The 17,320-nt window shown below is 53.3% G+C and carries 13 protein-coding genes, 4 pseudogenes and 1 other annotated feature; of the genes and pseudogenes, 7 read left to right on the forward strand and 10 right to left on the reverse strand.

Features of this window, described 5'->3' with window-relative positions; all coding sequences use genetic code 11:
• The first annotated feature begins 120 nt into the window (after window positions 1-120).
• Entirely contained in the window at window positions 121-1,227 is a 1,107-nt protein-coding gene (locus IPM89_15085) for an IS4 family transposase (GenBank protein QQS54124.1), read from the forward strand.
• Here IPM89_15085 and IPM89_15090 read toward each other — a convergent pair.
• From IPM89_15090 to hemF, 4 genes and pseudogenes are all read right to left on the reverse strand, one after another.
• Window positions 1,219-1,764, reverse strand: a complete 546-nt coding sequence (locus IPM89_15090; protein ID QQS54125.1) for a helix-turn-helix domain-containing protein — start codon at window positions 1,762-1,764, stop codon at window positions 1,219-1,221. The genes IPM89_15085 and IPM89_15090 overlap by 9 nt on opposite strands.
• A 123-nt stretch (window positions 1,765-1,887) precedes the next feature.
• Window positions 1,888-2,322, reverse strand: coding sequence for an IS200/IS605 family transposase (tnpA, locus tag IPM89_15095; GenBank protein ID QQS54126.1), 435 nt, complete (start codon window positions 2,320-2,322; stop codon window positions 1,888-1,890).
• A 500-nt stretch (window positions 2,323-2,822) separates the two neighbouring features.
• Window positions 2,823-3,553, reverse strand: a pseudogene (locus IPM89_15100) (IS3 family transposase).
• Window positions 3,159-3,275: a sequence feature (AL1L pseudoknot), on the reverse strand. (Overlaps the previous pseudogene by 117 nt.)
• Window positions 3,554-3,655: 102 nt before the next feature.
• Window positions 3,656-4,609: an oxygen-dependent coproporphyrinogen oxidase gene (gene hemF / locus IPM89_15105; protein QQS54127.1), complete on the reverse strand. Its 954-nt coding sequence runs from the start codon at window positions 4,607-4,609 to the stop codon at window positions 3,656-3,658.
• Between the two features lie 207 nt (window positions 4,610-4,816).
• On the opposite strand from hemF, the pseudogene IPM89_15110 reads away from it, so the two are divergent.
• Window positions 4,817-5,934 (forward strand): annotated as a pseudogene (locus IPM89_15110) (helix-turn-helix domain-containing protein).
• Between the two features lie 162 nt (window positions 5,935-6,096).
• Here the strand turns inward: IPM89_15110 and IPM89_15115 are convergent.
• The 4 genes from IPM89_15115 to IPM89_15130 all read right to left on the reverse strand — a co-directional run bounded on the left by IPM89_15115 (window position 6,097) and on the right by IPM89_15130 (window position 10,169).
• Window positions 6,097-6,624 carry a transposase gene (locus tag IPM89_15115; GenBank protein QQS55961.1) on the reverse strand — a complete coding sequence of 176 codons (528 nt, stop codon included), beginning with the start codon at window positions 6,622-6,624 and terminating at the stop codon, window positions 6,097-6,099.
• A gap of 36 nt (window positions 6,625-6,660) precedes the next feature.
• A complete protein-coding gene (locus IPM89_15120; GenBank protein QQS54128.1) occupies window positions 6,661-7,767 on the reverse strand; it encodes an IS4 family transposase in 1,107 nt (368 codons plus the stop codon).
• Window positions 7,768-7,851: 84 nt separating this feature from the next.
• Entirely contained in the window at window positions 7,852-8,376 is a 525-nt protein-coding gene (locus IPM89_15125; protein ID QQS54129.1) for a transposase family protein, read from the reverse strand.
• A gap of 251 nt (window positions 8,377-8,627) precedes the next feature.
• Window positions 8,628-10,169: an ISKra4 family transposase gene (locus IPM89_15130; GenBank protein ID QQS54130.1), complete on the reverse strand. Its 1,542-nt coding sequence runs from the start codon at window positions 10,167-10,169 to the stop codon at window positions 8,628-8,630.
• Between the two features lie 160 nt (window positions 10,170-10,329).
• On the opposite strand from IPM89_15130, the gene IPM89_15135 reads away from it, so the two are divergent.
• The 3 genes and pseudogenes from IPM89_15135 to IPM89_15145 all read left to right on the forward strand — a co-directional run bounded on the left by IPM89_15135 (window position 10,330) and on the right by IPM89_15145 (window position 13,490).
• Window positions 10,330-11,508 carry a linear amide C-N hydrolase gene (locus tag IPM89_15135; protein ID QQS54131.1) on the forward strand — a complete coding sequence of 393 codons (1,179 nt, stop codon included), beginning with the start codon at window positions 10,330-10,332 and terminating at the stop codon, window positions 11,506-11,508.
• A 473-nt stretch (window positions 11,509-11,981) separates the two neighbouring features.
• Entirely contained in the window at window positions 11,982-13,043 is a 1,062-nt protein-coding gene (locus IPM89_15140; protein QQS54132.1) for a helix-turn-helix domain-containing protein, read from the forward strand.
• Window positions 13,044-13,094: 51 nt separating this feature from the next.
• Window positions 13,095-13,490, forward strand: a pseudogene (locus IPM89_15145) (DUF2235 domain-containing protein).
• On the opposite strand, the gene IPM89_15150 reads toward IPM89_15145, so the two are convergent.
• Window positions 13,477-13,863, reverse strand: a complete 387-nt coding sequence (locus IPM89_15150; GenBank protein ID QQS55962.1) for an IS5 family transposase — start codon at window positions 13,861-13,863, stop codon at window positions 13,477-13,479. The pseudogene IPM89_15145 and the gene IPM89_15150 sit on opposite strands and share 14 nt — an antisense overlap.
• 649 nt (window positions 13,864-14,512) lie before the next feature.
• Here IPM89_15150 and IPM89_15155 point away from each other — a divergent pair.
• Together IPM89_15155 and IPM89_15160 are read left to right on the forward strand one after the other, a co-directional pair.
• Window positions 14,513-14,947, forward strand: a pseudogene (locus IPM89_15155) (transposase).
• A 380-nt stretch (window positions 14,948-15,327) separates the two neighbouring features.
• Window positions 15,328-15,873, forward strand: coding sequence for a helix-turn-helix domain-containing protein (locus IPM89_15160; protein QQS54133.1), 546 nt, complete (start codon window positions 15,328-15,330; stop codon window positions 15,871-15,873).
• Here the strand turns inward: IPM89_15160 and IPM89_15165 are convergent.
• Entirely contained in the window at window positions 15,865-16,971 is a 1,107-nt protein-coding gene (locus IPM89_15165; protein ID QQS54134.1) for an IS4 family transposase, read from the reverse strand. The genes IPM89_15160 and IPM89_15165 overlap by 9 nt on opposite strands.
• Between the last annotated feature and the right edge of the window lie 349 nt (window positions 16,972-17,320).

Consider the following 17,320-nt stretch of genomic DNA (forward strand, 5'->3'; position numbering starts at 1 on the left):
GAGGGTAGTAGGATCGCGAGGTTGCTGTTATCATAACTAATTGATTGATAACATTAATTCTAAAACAGGCGAGGTTAATTCCGTGAATTCCCCTTTTTTAATACCCGGCACTTTGCAGAAATGCTTCATCATCATTTTCACTGGAACCGAGCGCGTATCTCTTGCATTGTCTATTTAATTATCGGAATCATCCAGATGGGAACGGTCAATCTCGCAAAGATTGCTGTCACCTTTCCTGGGCGTGCGCAACCGGCCTCTCATTACAAACGCCTTCAACGACTTTTTTGTCAATTTTCTCTAGACCTGAATCAAGTCGCCCGGTTCATTGCCAGTCTCATTCCTGTGCTTCAGTTCAAATTGACACTCGATAGAACCAATTGGAAATATGGTGATGTCAATATCAATTACCTTGTTTTAGGAGTCGTCTATCGCGGATCTGCTTTTCCTATACTATGGGTTGCTTTAGATAAAAAAGGCAACTCAAATACCCAAGAAAGAATAGCATTAATGAATCGATTCCTTACGATTTTCGGCCCGCAAATGATCGCCTGCTTGTTTGCGGATCGCGAGTTTATTGGGATTCAATGGTTTGGTTATCTTATTGAAAATCAAATTAAATTCGTAATACGCATCAAAAAGAATACGCGAATCTCTAACTCCCGAGGGGTCCCCGTCTCCGCCGAAAATCTTTTTCGAGGCCTACCCCGTGGCAGCGCTCTGGTTTTATCGGGCCAACGAACCGTATGGGGGCACTCTCTTTATGTGATTGGTCTGAAAATGGCCAACGGTGAATTCGTTATTCTCGCAACGCAAGAACAACCGGAAACCGCGTTGGAAAATTATAAGGAACGCTGGCCGATCGAAACGCTTTTCATTTGCTTAAAAACTCGGGGATTCGATCTGGAATCCACCCATATAACTGACCCCCAGCGACTTGAAAAATGGATGGCTTTTCTCGCTATTGCATTTAGTTGGGCGCATATTATTGGTGAATGGCGCCATGAAATTAAACCGATCAAGATCAAAAAACATGGCCGTCCCACCCAAAGTCTTTTTCGCTATGGATTAGATTATTTGAGAAGTTGTTTATTTCATCACCAAGAATCCGCCCGGCAATACGCTTTTCATCAGGCACTGGAGTCGCTCTTTAAACGGTTGGGATCGAGCCCTCAAAATCGCTGTTTTCTACCTCTAACCAATACGCCACCCGGCAGAATTTTAACGTAAATTCATTTGGTTAGATGATTTTGTCCTGTACAATGAGTTGTCGTGGAAGTTTTTTTTAAAAGAAACCACCGCCTCTTCATGGCGATGAACGCTCGTTGGCCGCGCCACTTTAAGTTTTGCTTTGAGTTGATAACGAACGACTTGATGCACTGTTGAATAAGGAATATCGACCTCGTATTCCTGGAGAAGCCACTGCTGGATTTGTCCGTAACTATGAAATCCATGAGTCGGATCGTCCAGACGGCGCTGGAGTGCCTCTCTCATAGCTTCGGTAATTCTCGAACGACGGCCGCCATGATAATTCCACTGCAACAGCCCGATTAAGCCTTGGGTACGATATACTTTGAGCCACTTGACAATGACGGATTTCGATCGCCATAAATGATCGGCTAACTCTTGTAAAGAATGAAAAATCTCACTTTTAATCCAATATAGAATTTGTAATCGCTCTCGAAACTTGGCGTGAGTTTGTTCATTCATTATGCGCTTTAGTTCTTCGGAGGATTCGTGGATTTCGACTTGTAATGAGCGGCTCATGACTGGATCATTCAACCACTATGCACTGAAAGTGCATAGAATGCTTTAGAGACTGAAAGTCTCGGTTTCAGCTAAAGCTGACTGAAAGGTGCAAGCTGATAGCTTGTGTTTGATGACTGAAAGTCACTCGATCAAAAAATTATCATCCCGATGATTTGGATGATTTTCATGGCCTTTTAAATACTCTTGGATCATTTCATCAGTCACATGACCAGAACTGAAAGCAGCATAACCAATGCCCCAAAAATGCTTACCCCAATAGCGCTTTCCTAACTGGGGGAACTCTTCTTGAATTCGGCGGGAAGAACGCCCCTTCATGAGTCGTACCATATCACTCACTGACAGATGCGGAGGGTAGGATACATAGAGATGGATATGATCTTTGCTGACTCGTCCCTGGATAATTTCAACTTCATTCGCATCGCATACCTGACGAATCAGTTCGCGTATCCGAATACCTACTTCCTTGGTCAGTACGTTGTACCGATATTTTGTAATCCAGACCAAGTGAACCTTCAGCTCATGAACCGTATGTGAACCTTTGCGATAAGATCTCATGGCAAACCATACACTAAAAGTTTTGGACTAAAGTCCATAGTTTTTACTAGCAAACTGAGACAATAAAAGTAGGTTAAATGAGTATGATAACAAAATCTAATCGTAAATGGTATAACTTGCAGAAAGGGCGGGCCAGCCTGGGCCAGCAACTGGAGCGTCTAACGGAAGCCTACCTGCAAGCCATCATCCCCTTGCCCGAGTATGAGCGGCGCCGCCGCGACTTGGCGCAGCGTGACCAGGCGCTGGCGGAACAGGAGGCCCAACTCTCGGCCCAGGCCGAACGCCACGAGGAAGTGGCCGGACTGGCCATCGCCATTGAGGAGTTCTGCGCCCGCGTTCAAAGGGGGCTGGTCAATGCCACCTTCGAACAAAAGCGTCAGCTGGTCGAGCTTTTGATCGACCGGGTTATCGTGACGGATGCCGAGGTCGAAATTCGTTATGTCATCCCTACCCACCCGAGCAGCGAGCACATCCGTTTTTGTCATTTGCGTAAAGACTATTTCTGAGACCCACAGCTGATTCGGCCGCTCGGCGTTAAACTGTCGGTTGACCTGGGCCACGGGGTACGACGTAGCCGGATCCCCCACCGTGGTGCGTATGAGCTTGCCGCGGATGACGCCGCGCAGACCCAGGCGGCGCATGAGTCGTTCGACCGTACAGCGGGCCACGGCGATGCCTTCCCGATGCAACTGCCGCCAGACCTTGTCGGCCCCATAGACCTGCAGGTTCGCTTGCCAGACCCGCTCGATGTCGATCATCAAAGTGTCATCACGCCGCGCCCGCGCGCGGCGTGCTGCTGGATCGCGTCGCCGCGCGATATGACGCCAATACCCCGATGGGGCAACCTGCAGGACCTTGCAAATCGGCTCGACCCCAAAGGCATTCCGGTACTGATCGATGAACGCCCTCACGATTTGAAGCGGCGGTCGAGCTCCGCCTGGGCGAAAAACGCACTGGCCAAGCGCAGAATCTCATTGGCTTTACGGAGTTCGCGAACCTCACGTTCCAGGGTTTTGATCCGGTCCTGCTCAGCCGTACCGAGACCCTCACGCTGACCGGTATCACGCTCGTGCTGGCGGACCCACCGACGCAGTGTCTCGACGGTACAACCGATCTTGGCCGCAATCGATACCATCGTTGCCCACTGCGATTCATACTGAGCCCTGGCTTCAAACAGCAAGCGCACAGCACGCTCCATGACCTCGGGCGAATACTTTACAGATTTCTTCATGGCTCCATTCTCTCAAGTGATGGAGCCTCCTCAAAACCCGGGGCGGTTTAAACAGCCGCGCGGGACGTTTGATTGCGTCGTCGAACTTGATGACGCGCGCGCTTATCGCTTGGAGCTGGGGGCGTTCGTCAGCCAGTCGCGCGGTTGTAGAAAAACCTCATACAACCTTGCTTCCAGGCTATCCGGTTCGGGCCGCCAGTCGTATTCCCAACGTACCCGTGGCGGCAGCGACATCAGGATCGATTCGGTGCGCCCGCCCGATTGCAGGCCGAACAGGGTACCCCGGTCGTACACCAGGTTGAATTCGACATAGCGCCCGCGCCGGTAAAGCTGGAACTCCCGCTCCCGCTCGCCATAAGGCAAATCCTTCCGCCGCTCGACGATGGGCAGATAGGCGGGCAGATAGTGGTCGCCGACGCCACGCAGAAAGGCGAAGCAGCGTTCGAATCCCCACTCGTTCAGGTCGTCGAAGAACAGCCCGCCGATGCCGCGCGGTTCGTTGCGGTGCTTGAGGAAGAAATACTCGTCGCACCAGCGTTTGAAGCGCGGATAGACTTCCGGCCCAAACGGCGCGCAGGCGGCGCGGGCGGTGCGGTGCCAGTGGGTGCAGTCTTCCTCGAAGCCGTAGTACGGCGTGAGATCGAAACCACCACCGAACCACCACACCGGTTCGGCATCGTCCCGCGCGGCGCTGAAGAAGCGGATATTGGCGTGGGAAGTGGGCACGTAGGGGTTGCGGGGATGGACCACCAGCGACACGCCCATGGCTTCGAAACCGCGCCCGGCCAGCTCCGGTCGCTGGGCGGTGGCCGCCGGCGGCAGACGGGCACCGGCAACGTGGGAAAAGTTGATGCCGGCCTGTTCGAACAGCGCGCCGTCGCGCATGACGCGAGTGCGGCCGCCGCCGGCCAGACCGCCGCCACCGCCAGTGGGACGCTCCCAGGCATCTTCCCGGAACGTCGCGGTGCCGTCGGTCGATTCCAGGGCACGAGTCAGCCTATCCTGCAATTCGCGCAAGTAACTCAGTACGGCGTCGATATCGGAAGGTTTGGACATGGCGGTTCCACGGGATCTCAATGTTTCCGGTGGTGTCCCTCAGTTTACGTGATGAGCTAGGCCAGTGACGACGACAACATATATCCTCAATGTGATTGCGGTGTTGATCACTGGCTGCGGATATCATGAAATGGGAAACGCTTTACTGCCCCAATCGTTCCTGTCCGCACTACGGTCGGCCCTTTGGTCAAGGGTTGTTGGTCAAAAATGGTTCCAGTCACGGGAAAAAACAGGCGCTGTGTCGTTCGTGCGGGAGGAGGGTGTCCTTGACCTACGGAACCGCCTACTTTGATCTCGAAGCCGATCCGGCCCTTTTTGAACTGACGGTGCGCGCCTTGGCGGAGGGCAATGCCATCCAGGGCACGGCACGGATCGTCCAGATCGACAAAGATACGGTTTGTGCGTGGTTGAACCGGGCCGCCCACCAGTGTCGTGGGGTGGTGTTGTCCCATTGGCGGGACTTGCCGGTGACCGAATGTCAACTGGATGAATTGTGGCGTTTCGTCCATACCAGGGACCAAAATCTGGCGGTGGCCCGGCGGTGGTGCGAAACCGATGGCGATGCTTGGGTGTGGGTCGCCTTTGCGCCGGGATGGCGCTTGGTGGTGGCGTTTGTGGTGGGCAAACGCACGCAGGCGCAGGCGAATCTGCGCCTGGATCGCGTGGTGTGCGTGACCGATGGCCGCGTCCCCTTCTTTAGCAGCGAGCCATGGCCGGGCTATCCCGCCGCCTTGCCGCATGTCTATGGGGAATGGTATCAGCCCGAGCGCCAGGGCAAGCGCGGCCGGCCTCCCGCCCCGCGACGCCGGCCCCCACCGAACTTGTTGTATGCCCAAGTGGTCAAGCGACGTGAAAAAGGACGGGTGGTGGAAGTGACCCGCCAGCTCGTCTGGGGCCATGCGGACGAGATTCAAGCGCGCTTGGCGCGCTCCCCGACCAGCACGACGATCAACACCAGCTTTGTCGAGCGGGATAATCTGGCCTGGCGCGAACACAATCGGCGGCTGTCCCGCAAAACGACCGCTTTTTCCAAGGAGCTGCCCTGGATGGAAAAGCAGCTGTGGCTGTCGTTGGCCTACTCCCATTTCTGCTTGCCCCACCTCAGCTTGCGTCAGGAATTGCCCACACCGGCACCGACCCGGGGTGACGGATCGCCTCGCGGATGGCGGCCCGTCACCCCGGCCATGGCCGGGGGCATGACGGATCACGTCTGGACTACGGCGGAACTTCTCGGGTATCGGGTACCCGCCCCATTGCTGGATACCTTGGATGGCATCCAACATTTGTTCCCGGCATTGGATGATGAGGTTCACCACGTAAACTGAGGGACACCACCGGAATATCTGCTCTCGTCAAAAAACTATGACAGGAAAAATTCAGGGGAATATATCCTGAGAAGGTCCACTTGGTCTAATATTCTTATGTGAACTGAGTGAGGCATTAACAAAAATAATACATTAGACCTGTTCCCAAATAAATTTCATAACCTATTGAACAGCATATTTATTTTTAAGGTTACACAAGCCGGCAACCAATAAAATAACCTGATCGGCCATATTATGGAAATGGTTTCGGAATCTATTCGTAAGAATCTGAAAAATTTTTAGGTCGCCAATCAAATGTTCCACTCCGACACGAACGCGACTGATCGCTCGATTTTCTCTCTTTTGCTGAGGAGTTAATGCAGAGCATTGATTGGCTTTCGACCGGCGAGGCTTTTTATGAGGAATATAAATTTTATGGAACGAGGGATAGTGATCTTTGATCCCTTGATAACCCAAATCAACCCAAGCTTCCACGGTGGAGAGACCCGGTTGCTGAGGATCTAATTCCTCTTTCAATAACGCGTAGTCATGCCGGCTACCGGCCACTGTTGGGCCAACAACTGGAATGCCTTTATTGCTGTCCCCGATCACCGTGTTTTTCAGAGTATGATGGCGTTTCTTGCCACTAAAATAATGTTTTTGTTTACGCGCATGGTGGGGGCGGCAACAAGGCCTTTCTGTCGCATCAATACATTGTACAGGACAAAATCATCTAACCAAATGAATTTACGTTAAAATTCTGCCGGGTGGCGTATTGGTTAGAGGTAGAAAACAGCGATTTTGAGGGCTCGATCCCAACCGTTTAAAGAGCGACTCCAGTGCCTGATGAAAAGCGTATTGCCGGGCGGATTCTTGGTGATGAAATAAACAACTTCTCAAATAATCTAATCCATAGCGAAAAAGACTTTGGGTGGGACGGCCATGTTTTTTGATCTTGATCGGTTTAATTTCATGGCGCCATTCACCAATAATATGCGCCCAACTAAATGCAATAGCGAGAAAAGCCATCCATTTTTCAAGTCGCTGGGGGTCAGTTATATGGGTGGATTCCAGATCGAATCCCCGAGTTTTTAAGCAAATGAAAAGCGTTTCGATCGGCCAGCGTTCCTTATAAGTTTCCAACGCGGTTTCCGGTTGTTCTTGCGTTGCGAGAATAACGAATTCACCGTTGGCCATTTTCAGACCAATCACATAAAGAGAGTGCCCCCACACGGTTCGTTGGCCCGATAAAACCAGAGCGCTGCCACGGGGTAGGCCTCGAAAAAGATTTTCGGCGGAGACGGGGACCCCTCGGGAGTTAGAGATTTGCGTATTCTTTTTGATGCGTATTGCGAATTTAATTTGATTTTCAATAAGATAACCAAACCATTGAATCCCAATAAACTCGCGATCCGCAAACAAGCAGGCGATCATTTGCGGGCCGAAAATCGTAAGGAATCGATTCATTAATGCTATTCTTTCTTGGGTATTTGAGTTGCCTTTTTTATCTAAAGCAACCCATAGTATAGGAAAAGCAGATCCGCGATAGACGACTCCTAAAACAAGGTAATTGATATTGACATCACCATATTTCCAATTGGTTCTATCGAGTGTCAATTTGAACTGAAGCACAGGAATGAGACTGGCAATGAACCGGGCGACTTGATTCAGGTCTAGAGAAAATTGACAAAAAAGTCGTTGAAGGCGTTTGTAATGAGAGGCCGGTTGCGCACGCCCAGGAAAGGTGACAGCAATCTTTGCGAGATTGACCGTTCCCATCTGGATGATTCCGATAATTAAATAGACAATGCAAGAGATACGCGCTCGGTTCCAGTGAAAATGATGATGAAGCATTTCTGCAAAGTGCCGGGTATTAAAAAAGGGGAATTCACGGAATTAACCTCGCCTGTTTTAGAATTAATGTTATCAATCAATTAGTTATGATAACAGCAACCTCGCGATCCTACTACCCTCAAAATAGCTGTTATTTTTTATCTTAATTTTCAGCAAGTTATTTTTGTCCTGTACAATGGCATCAATAATAATCTTCTGATGATGATCAATAGGTTGCTTATCAGTATTAGCGGGCTTAAAATGGCGATGCGGTAAGATATGCAAGCGTTTTTCAGCCTGCTTTAAAATAGGCATAAATTTAACAAAATTTTCTTGGGCTTTGGCTGGACTCAGGTCAAACAAACAACCCAGCACATCAAATGTCGGATAGTTTTTGAGATAAAACAGGATAAAAAAGAGTTTTAAATCGGGTGAGGATAATGCACCTTTCCGACCGCCACCCGGCTTTCTTTGACGTTGCAAGCGGTGTTTTTGGTAACGCTGTTGTTGGGCCAACTGCAAACACTTTGCAAACTCAGGTAGAATAAGGTCAAATTCTTTCTGAGAGAGTCCAGTACAGGCTCTAAATTGTCTTTCATTGCGGACTGTCATCAATTTAAATTTTCGCATGGCGGTTCTCCTAATAATTCTATCCTCATTGAATAAAATGGAGGCTAATTTAAAAAAATCAACTCTAACTTATTGATTAAATAAAATAATTTTTTATAACTAAATTGTAACAGGTTGAAAATATTCAAGATAATTATTTGGGGACTTCTCTTTTAGCTAATGTTAACATTTTAAATTCAGGCCGAAACTGTCCTGGACATGGGGTCCACTTTAGTTCCGCCCGGGCGTAACCAGTCGAGCGCGCCCTTGGTTCAGGCGACGAGTCGAAGCCGGGTGGATGGGGGTTGGCTCGGGATGTTCGCATAGAGGCGCGCCGTTTCGGTTTGGATGTAATGGTTCATGAACGGCTCCCATTCGTCGTTGAGCGCCACGCAGCGCAGGTTCAACAGGGCCTGGGCGCCGGGCAGGGTCCAATGCATCCCGGCCCGTTCCATCCGGTCCTTGACCGCATGGCGGCAGGCCCCTTCGATCACCCCTGAGGCGATGGGATAGCCGGCGGCGAGATACCGATCGTAATGAATGCGGTCGCGGTGGCGGTCGAAATAACCGTGAATCTGTTCCAGCCGGGCGCGGGCGGCGGCGGACAGGTGGCCCTGCTCGGCCAGGTCCTGTAGCCAGCGAATCACCCCGGTCCCCACCCCGTCGAGCAGGGCATGCACCAGCACCTTCATCAGTTTAGTCGCCAGCGGGCTACCGGACGGCTGAAACAGGTGAACGGCGTCCCACAAATAGCCGGTCGCATGGAGCAGATCGAGGATCTCGACCCGCGCGGTGTCGCCCAAGGTGTCCGCCGCGGCGTCCCACAACGCCGGCTGACCGTCCATCAGCAGGACCCAGGTTTGCCGGTGGTCGGGGTCGCGCTGGCGAGCCTCAGCCCGCAACCAGGGGAACACCACCTCGACCGGGCGCGGTGCGGCGAGCGCCGCCGCCACGGCGGCGGCCACCGGCAACACCGCGCACAGCCGTTTCTGTCGAGGCGCCGGTCGGGGCGTCGCCGAGGGTTCCGTGGGGGCGGTCGGATCGCGAAACAAGGACTCGACCACGGCGGTGGCGGTACGCGGATGCGGCTCGATCTGATAGGCCGCACCGAGCACGGCCATCTTCTTACGATCCGGCTTCGGCCCTCGGGTGTGGTCGTGGGCGGCGATGGTCGGGGCGTCGGCCGGCTTGCGGATCGGGACCCCCTTGCCATCGGCGCTCAGCACCACGAGCTGCTGGCCCGTCGCCGGGGCCGGCGGCGGTCGGGCCGCTTCATGACCGGCCACCGCCCCGGCCAGGGTCCGGGTCATCGCCTCCAGGCTGGCCACCGACTGTTTCAGACCCAGGATGCGCGCCAGCACCGTGTTGACCTGACCGTAGGGATTCTCCACCGCCAGCGCTTGATCCCAGTCCTGCAAGAGATAGGAAAACGGGCCCTCGGGCAACCCCAGCCGGGCATCCAGCGGCGCCGCCTCGATCGCCTGGCCTTCCCGCGTGCCGTAGACCACCCGCACCAGGGTGAAGTCGCCAAAGATCGACCGATAGGGTCGGCCATGGGGTTCGGGCAAGCGCTTGACCACTCGCCCGTCGGCCAGCGTCAGGGTTTTGCCGCAATCCCCGTCGCCCACCAAGGCAAAATACTGCGCTTGCATCTCATGACCCAGTCGCAACAGGCGCGACCACAGGCCGCGCTCCAGTTCGTGCGCCGGCAAGCCGTCGCGGGCGGCGTCGTACACGAACCCGGTCAGCACCGCCAAGTGCGCCGACAGGTCCAACCCCTTGCCTTCGGTCGTCAACGGCCACATCATCGACATCGGTGGGTTCCTCGGGTGATTGCTTGTTGGGTGACATCAATCTACCCACCTCCGGGTCAACCGGGCAAGGGACCCACCGCCCCTTTCCACCCCGGCGCGCTACCCCGCGCTCGACTGGTTACGCCCGTTCCGCCCAAACTGAAAATCAGAAGGACTTATCATGCGTCTTGTCAAAACTGTATCGATGCGCACCTCGCTTATTACCGCAGGCATCACCCTTGCAGCGGCCCTTGCCCTTCCGGTAGAGGCGTGCACCTCGCTGATCTACCATGACAGCACCGCCGCAATCTACTTCGGGCGCACTTTGGAACTTGCGGCAGAGTTGCCCTATCAGGTCGCCTTCATCCCGAAGGGTATGAAATACGCTTCAAAAGCGTCGGCGGGTGGTCCGTCGTTGGGTTGGACCACCCGCTATGGCATTCTCGCCGTGACGGTGCCGGACACCTCGCCAGAGGACCTAAAAATCGTTGAAGGCATGAACGAAATGGGGCTGACCTTCAGCCTGCTGGCTTTTGCCGATGCCTCTGGCCCGGAAGGTTCCTTCAACAAGACCAAGGCCGCCCTTGCCGCCATTGATCTTGGCTCATGGACCCTTGGACAGTTCTCCACCGTCGCCGAAGTGAAGGCCGCGCTGGCCGATCAGCCGGTTCTGCTGTCGCCGTTGGCCTCGCTTGGCAACGCAAAATCGCCGTTTCACTACGCGATGCATGATCGCAGCGGCGCATCTATCGTGATCGAGTTTTCTGACGGGACGCAAACCGTTTATGACAACCCGGTTGGCGTGATGACCAATGGTCCGGCGTTGCCGTGGCATTTGGCCAACCTGAACAATTACACGTTTTTGAACAACCTTGATCAGTCAACCGGCAAATTCGGCAACCTCGATGTGGCGCAACCGGATTCCGGCGTTGCGACGGCCGGGCTTCCCGCTTCCAACACCTCTGTTGGCCGCTTTGTCCGCGCCGTTTACTACGCGCAATATGCCCAAGTCGTGGACAAACCCGATGATGCTGTGCTGACCCTGGCGCACATCATGAACAACTTCGACCGCCCGAAAGACATCACTATCGACAAAAGCGGTGGCGGCAATGAGGGCATCAAGGTGTCTAGATCAAAGGATGCGCCCGCTTTTACCAGCGAGTACACGTCATGGACCGCGCTGTCGGACCTGAACCGGCGATATGTCTTTCTGCGTACCTACGATGGCATGAACTATACGAAGTTCGACATTACCGGGCTGACCGATCTGACGGCTGTAACCTCGATTCCGCTGAACACTTTGAATGGGCTTGTGGGTGACGGCACCCAAGCATTGTTGGCGGCAGCCAAGGCCCCCTGACGGAAACCGGCTGCAGTGCTGCCCCAGAGGCTGCGACAGCACCGCAACCGATCCGTGGCGGTTTCGGAGAACGATGTTGCGCATCGGTTTTACAAGGTGCGAGCCAAGCGGAGGCGCGAAGAGTTCATAAAGCGGTCAACTGCCGTTTCTACGTTAAAGGGTCGGCGTCGGGATATCGGCTCCATGGGCCTGGCCTTGACCGGTCCGAGCCCGGCCGCTAAGTTCCTGTACAGGATCGGGCTTTGGGTAGTGTCCCTCAGTTTCCGTGATGAGCTTTCCCATTTTAGTGACAAGTTGGCATTCTCGATGGCGGTCATGGTTCCATCGAGGAGGTCGGCATGGACTGGGAAACGTTGTATTGTCCGAATGAACGGTGCGAGCACTACGGAAAACCTTTTAAAACTGGTGGGTTAGTACGCAATGGCAGCAGTCGAGGCGAACCTCAGGCGCGCTGCCGGAGCTGCGGGAGTACGGTGACCTTGCGTTATGGGACGGCTTACTATGGGCTGGAAGCCGATCCGGTGCAATTTGAGACCGCCCTGCGCGCGCTGGCCGAGGGGAATTCGCTGCGGGCCACCGCGCGCATCGTCGAAGTGGATAAGGACACGGTTTGCGCTTGGCTGGATCGAGGTGCCCGGCAATGCCGGGCGGTCGTGCTGTCCTTGTGGCGAAACTTGCCGGTCACCGAATGCCAATTGGATGAATTGTGGAGCTTTATCCATACCAAACAAGAAAACTTGCCTGGCGCCAAGGAGTATGTCGAGACCTATGGCGACGCTTGGGTGTGGTTGGCGTTTGCGCCGGTCTGGCGCCTGATATTGGGGTTTGTCATCGGCAAACATGATCAAACCCAGGCCGACCGGCTGGTGGAACAAGTGGCGTCGGTGACCGATGAAACCGTGCCCTTTTTTACCAGCGATCAATGGCCTGCTTATACGCAAGCGTTGTTGAACATGTATGGGGAATGGTACTGTCCGCCCCGCTGCGGGACGCGCGGCCCGCATCCCAAACCCCGCCGGCGACCGCATGCCGATCTGCTGTATGCCCAAGTGATCAAGCATCGAAGGGGTGGGCGTATCACCGCGATCTCCACTCAAGTCGTTTTTGGGGACCGGGCGACCGTCGCGGCGCGACTGGCCCAATCGCCCGTCAGTCAAACCATCAATACCAGTTTCGTCGAGCGGGACAACCTGACCCAGCGGCAGCAGAACCGCCGCCTGACCCGTCGCACCAACGGGTTCTCCAAGAACTTGTCTTGGTTCGAAAAACAGTTGTGGTTGTCGTTGGCCTACTACCATTTGGTGTTACCCCATGACAGCTTGCGCCGCTCGTTGCCGGTCACCGAGCCGACGCGCGGATCGGGTTCTCCCCGTCGATGGTGTTCCATCACGCCTGCGATGGCGGCCGGCGTGACCCATCACATCTGGACCACCCGGGAGCTGTTATCGTATCGGGTCTCACCGCTGTATTGGGCAGAATGCCCCCATCTTGAAAAATTGTTCCCCGGTTGGCCTGAAGCTCATCACGGAAACTGAGGGACACTACCGGGCTTTGGCGTCCCATGACGTTCCAACGGGGGGTGGATGATGGGAAAGAACATCGTGTTGTTGTCGGACGGCACAGGCCAGAGTGGTGGGGTCGGATACGAGACCAACGTCTGGCGGCTGTACAGGGCGCTGGCCCACGACGATCAGCAGCTCTGCTGCTACGACGACGGTGTCGGCTCCCAGGACCTGAAGCTGATCAAGGCCGTCGGCGGCGCCTTTGGATGAGGACTGAGTCGCAACGTGCGGGACCTCTACGCCTTTGTCGTGCGTCATTGGGAGCCCGGTGACCGCATCTACCTCTTTGGCTTCAGTCGGGGCGCCTTTACGGTTCGCCTCCTCACCGGCCTTATCGCCCACTGCGGCATCCTCGACCTGAGTCAGATCGATTCCGAAGGGCGCCTAGGTCGTGTTCACAAAATTGCTAGCGGAGCATGATCACGATGAGGGCGAGGGTGACGAAAGCCAGGAAGTGGGCTTTGAGTTTTTCATAGCGGGTGGCGACTCGGCGGAACTGTTTGAGTTTATTAAAAAGGCGTTCGACTTTGTTGCACTGTTGGTAGCGTTCCTTATCGTAACCGATACGATCCCAGCGGTGCGCCTTGGGCGGGATGACCGGGGTGATGCCCTTGGCGTCGAGCTGGGCGCGGATGGCGTTGCTGTCGTAGGCTTTGTCCATGGCGGCGTGCTGGATGCCGTCGCAAGGATCGAGGGCATCGACCAGCGCCTCGCCGACCGGGGCGTCTCCCGCCGGCCCCGCCGTGAGGCGGATCTCGATCCCATCGGCTTCGGAGGCACACACGGCATGAATTTGGGTGCTGAATCCGCCCCGCGAGCGACCGAGGGCCTGATCGCCTTTTTTTTAGCGGCGCCCGCCGCGTGCTGATGCGCCCGCACCACGGTGGAATCCAAAAACACGAGGCTCAGGTCCACGCCCTTGAGTCGCTTCAGCAGCCCCAGAATGTCCCCCCAGACCCCTCGCGCGATCCAGCGTTGCCAGCGCATGTAGATCGTGTGCCAGGGACCGTAATACCAATTCCCGGTAGATTTTGACTTTTTAGCTGGTGGGCCAGGATGAAGCGTAGCGCAATCCCAGCAGGCGCGTGGGAAGGTAAAACCTATCGAGAAACGGTATAAGCGTTCGGCAGATCCCGCTAAGGTGTGCCCGTGCGCGGTACATGGAGAATCCCTTCCAACGCCTCGCGGTTCTTCACCATCGGTGGTCGTCCCCGGCGACCCGGTTCGGGCGGCAGCAGGCAGGCGGTTGATCTGCTCAAATTGCTCGTTCGTGAGGGAATATAAACGATCCATGCTCAACGTCTCTGGCCGTGGATGACAGCTAGCAGTCTCGCATACAAATTAGCCCGGATTATTCATAAAAAAGGGCGAACCTCATTCAACTCATTGATATAATGAGTGTTATTCCAATAACGCTTCGGAGAAGCCAAACGAGGTCGCCCATGTCCGATTCTACCCCAGAGCAGTTGCGATTTCCTCCGGTCACTGGCCTGACCGTGCGCGCCGAGTTCGACGGTGGGGCGATGTCGTCGGACTTTGGCCCCCTGATTCTGCGGGGTGTCGACCCGCAGATCGGGCTGATCGAGCGTCTCACCCAAGCGGTCGATGACCGGCGCCATCCATCGTACATCGAGCACCCCCTGCACGATCTGTTCGCCCAACGGATCTTTCAGATCGCCTGTGGCTACGCGGACGGTCATGACGCCAATACGCTACGGACCGACCCGCTGTTTAAGCTCGGCGTGGACCGTCATCCCTTGGCGCGCGCCCTGGATTTGGCCAGCGGCCCCACCTTCTCCCGCCTGGAGAACGCCGTGTCGACCCAGGATCTCTATCGCCTGGCGCGAGCCTTTGTCGATCAATTCATCGCCAGTTATACCGTTTCTCGATAGGTTTTACCTTCCCACGCGCCTGCTGGGATTGCGCTACGCTTCATCCTGGCCCACCAGTTAAAAAGTCAAAATCTACCGGGAATTGGTATTACCCGAAGCCACCGGCGGTGATCGTACTGGATCTGGATCATTCCGAGGATCCCACTCACGGGCAGCAAGAGTTCAGCTTCTACAATAGACCTGTTCCCAAATAAATTTCATAACCTATTGAACAGCATAGTTATTTTTAAGGTTACACAAGCCGGCAACCAATAAAATAACCTGATCGGCCATATTATGGAAATGGTTTCGGAATCTATTCGTAATACCATTTATGATTAGATTTTGTTATCATACTTATTTAACCTACTTTTATTGATCCAGTCATGAGCCGCTCATTACAAGTCGAAATCCACGAATCCTCCGAAGAACTAAAGCGCATAATGAATGAACAAACTCACGCCAAGTTTCGAGAGCGATTACAAATTCTATATTGGATTAAAAGTGAGATTTTTCATTCTTTACAAGAGTTAGCCGATCATTTAGGGCGATCGAAATCCGTCATTGTCAAGTGGCTCAAAGTATATCGTACCCAAGGCTTAATCGGGCTATTGCAGTGGAATTATCATGGCGGCCGTCGTTCGAGAATTACCGAAGCTATGAGAGAGGCACTCCAGCGCCGTCTGGACGATCCGACTCATGGATTTCATAGTTACGGACAAATCCAGCAGTGGCTTCTCCAGGAATACGAGGTCGATATTCCTTATTCAACAGTGCATCAAGTCGTTCGTTATCAACTCAAAGCAAAACTTAAAGTGGCGCGGCCAACGAGCGTTCATCGCCATGAAGAGGCGGTGGTTTCTTTTAAAAAAAACTTCCACGACAACTCATTGTACAGGACAAAATCATCTAACCAAATGAATTTACGTTAAAATTCTGCCGGGTGGCGTATTGGTTAGAGGTAGAAAACAGCGATTTTGAGGGCTCGATCCCAACCGTTTAAAGAGCGACTCCAGTGCCTGATGAAAAGCGTATTGCCGGGCGGATTCTTGGTGATGAAATAAACAACTTCTCAAATAATCTAATCCATAGCGAAAAAGACTTTGGGTGGGACGGCCATGTTTTTTGATCTTGATCGGTTTAATTTCATGGCGCCATTCACCAATGATATGCGCCCAACTAAATGCAATAGCGAGAAAAGCCATCCATTTTTCAAGTCGCTGGGGGTCAGTTATATGGGTGGATTCCAGATCGAATCCCCGAGTTTTTAAGCAAATGAAAAGCGTTTCGATCGGCCAGCGTTCCTTATAATTTTCCAACGCGGTTTCCGGTTGTTCTTGCGTTGCGAGAATAACGAATTCACCGTTGGCCATTTTCAGACCAATCACATAAAGAGAGTGCCCCCACACGGTTCGTTGGCCCGATAAAACCAGAGCGCTGCCACGGGGTAGGCCTCGAAAAAGATTTTCGGCGGAGACGGGGACCCCTCGGGAGTTAGAGATTTGCGTATTCTTTTTGATGCGTATTACGAATTTAATTTGATTTTCAATAAGATAACCAAACCATTGAATCCCAATAAACTCGCGATCCGCAAACAAGCAGGCGATCATTTGCGGGCCGAAAATCGTAAGGAATCGATTCATTAATGCTATTCTTTCTTGGGTATTTGAGTTGCCTTTTTTATCTAAAGCAACCCATAGTATAGGAAAAGCAGATCCGCGATAGACGACTCCTAAAACAAGGTAATTGATATTGACATCACCATATTTCCAATTGGTTCTATCGAGTGTCAATTTGAACTGAAGCACAGGAATGAGACTGGCAATGAACCGGGCGACTTGATTCAGATCTAGAGAAAATTGACAAAAAAGTCGTTGAAGGCGTTTGTAATGAGAGGCCGGTTGCGCACGCCCAGGAAAGGTGACAGCAATCTTTGCGAGATTGACCGTTCCCATCTGGATGATTCCGATAATTAAATAGACGATGCAAGAGATACGCGCTCGGTTCCAGTGAAAATGATGATGAAGCATTTCTGCAAAGTGCCGGGTATTAAAAAAGGGGAATTCACGGAATTAACCTCGCCTGTTTTAGAATTAATGTTATCAATCAATTAGTTATGATAACAGCAACCTCGCGATCCTACTACCCTCAAAATAGCTGTTATTTTTTATCTTAATTTTCAGCAAGTTATTTTTGTCCTGTACAATGACGACAACTTGAATTAATTGATATTTTTCAGCAAGTTGAAAATGAAGCGGTCCGGCCTTTACGGTATTGGTGCCAAGATGAAAGTCGCTTTGGATTAAAAACGATCACCCGGCGGGTCATCACCGCATTGGGGATTAAGCCAGTTGGTCCAGTTCAATGGACCTTTCAATC

The organism is Candidatus Competibacteraceae bacterium (assembly GCA_016699715.1).
GTDB lineage: Bacteria > Pseudomonadota > Gammaproteobacteria > Competibacterales > Competibacteraceae > Competibacter.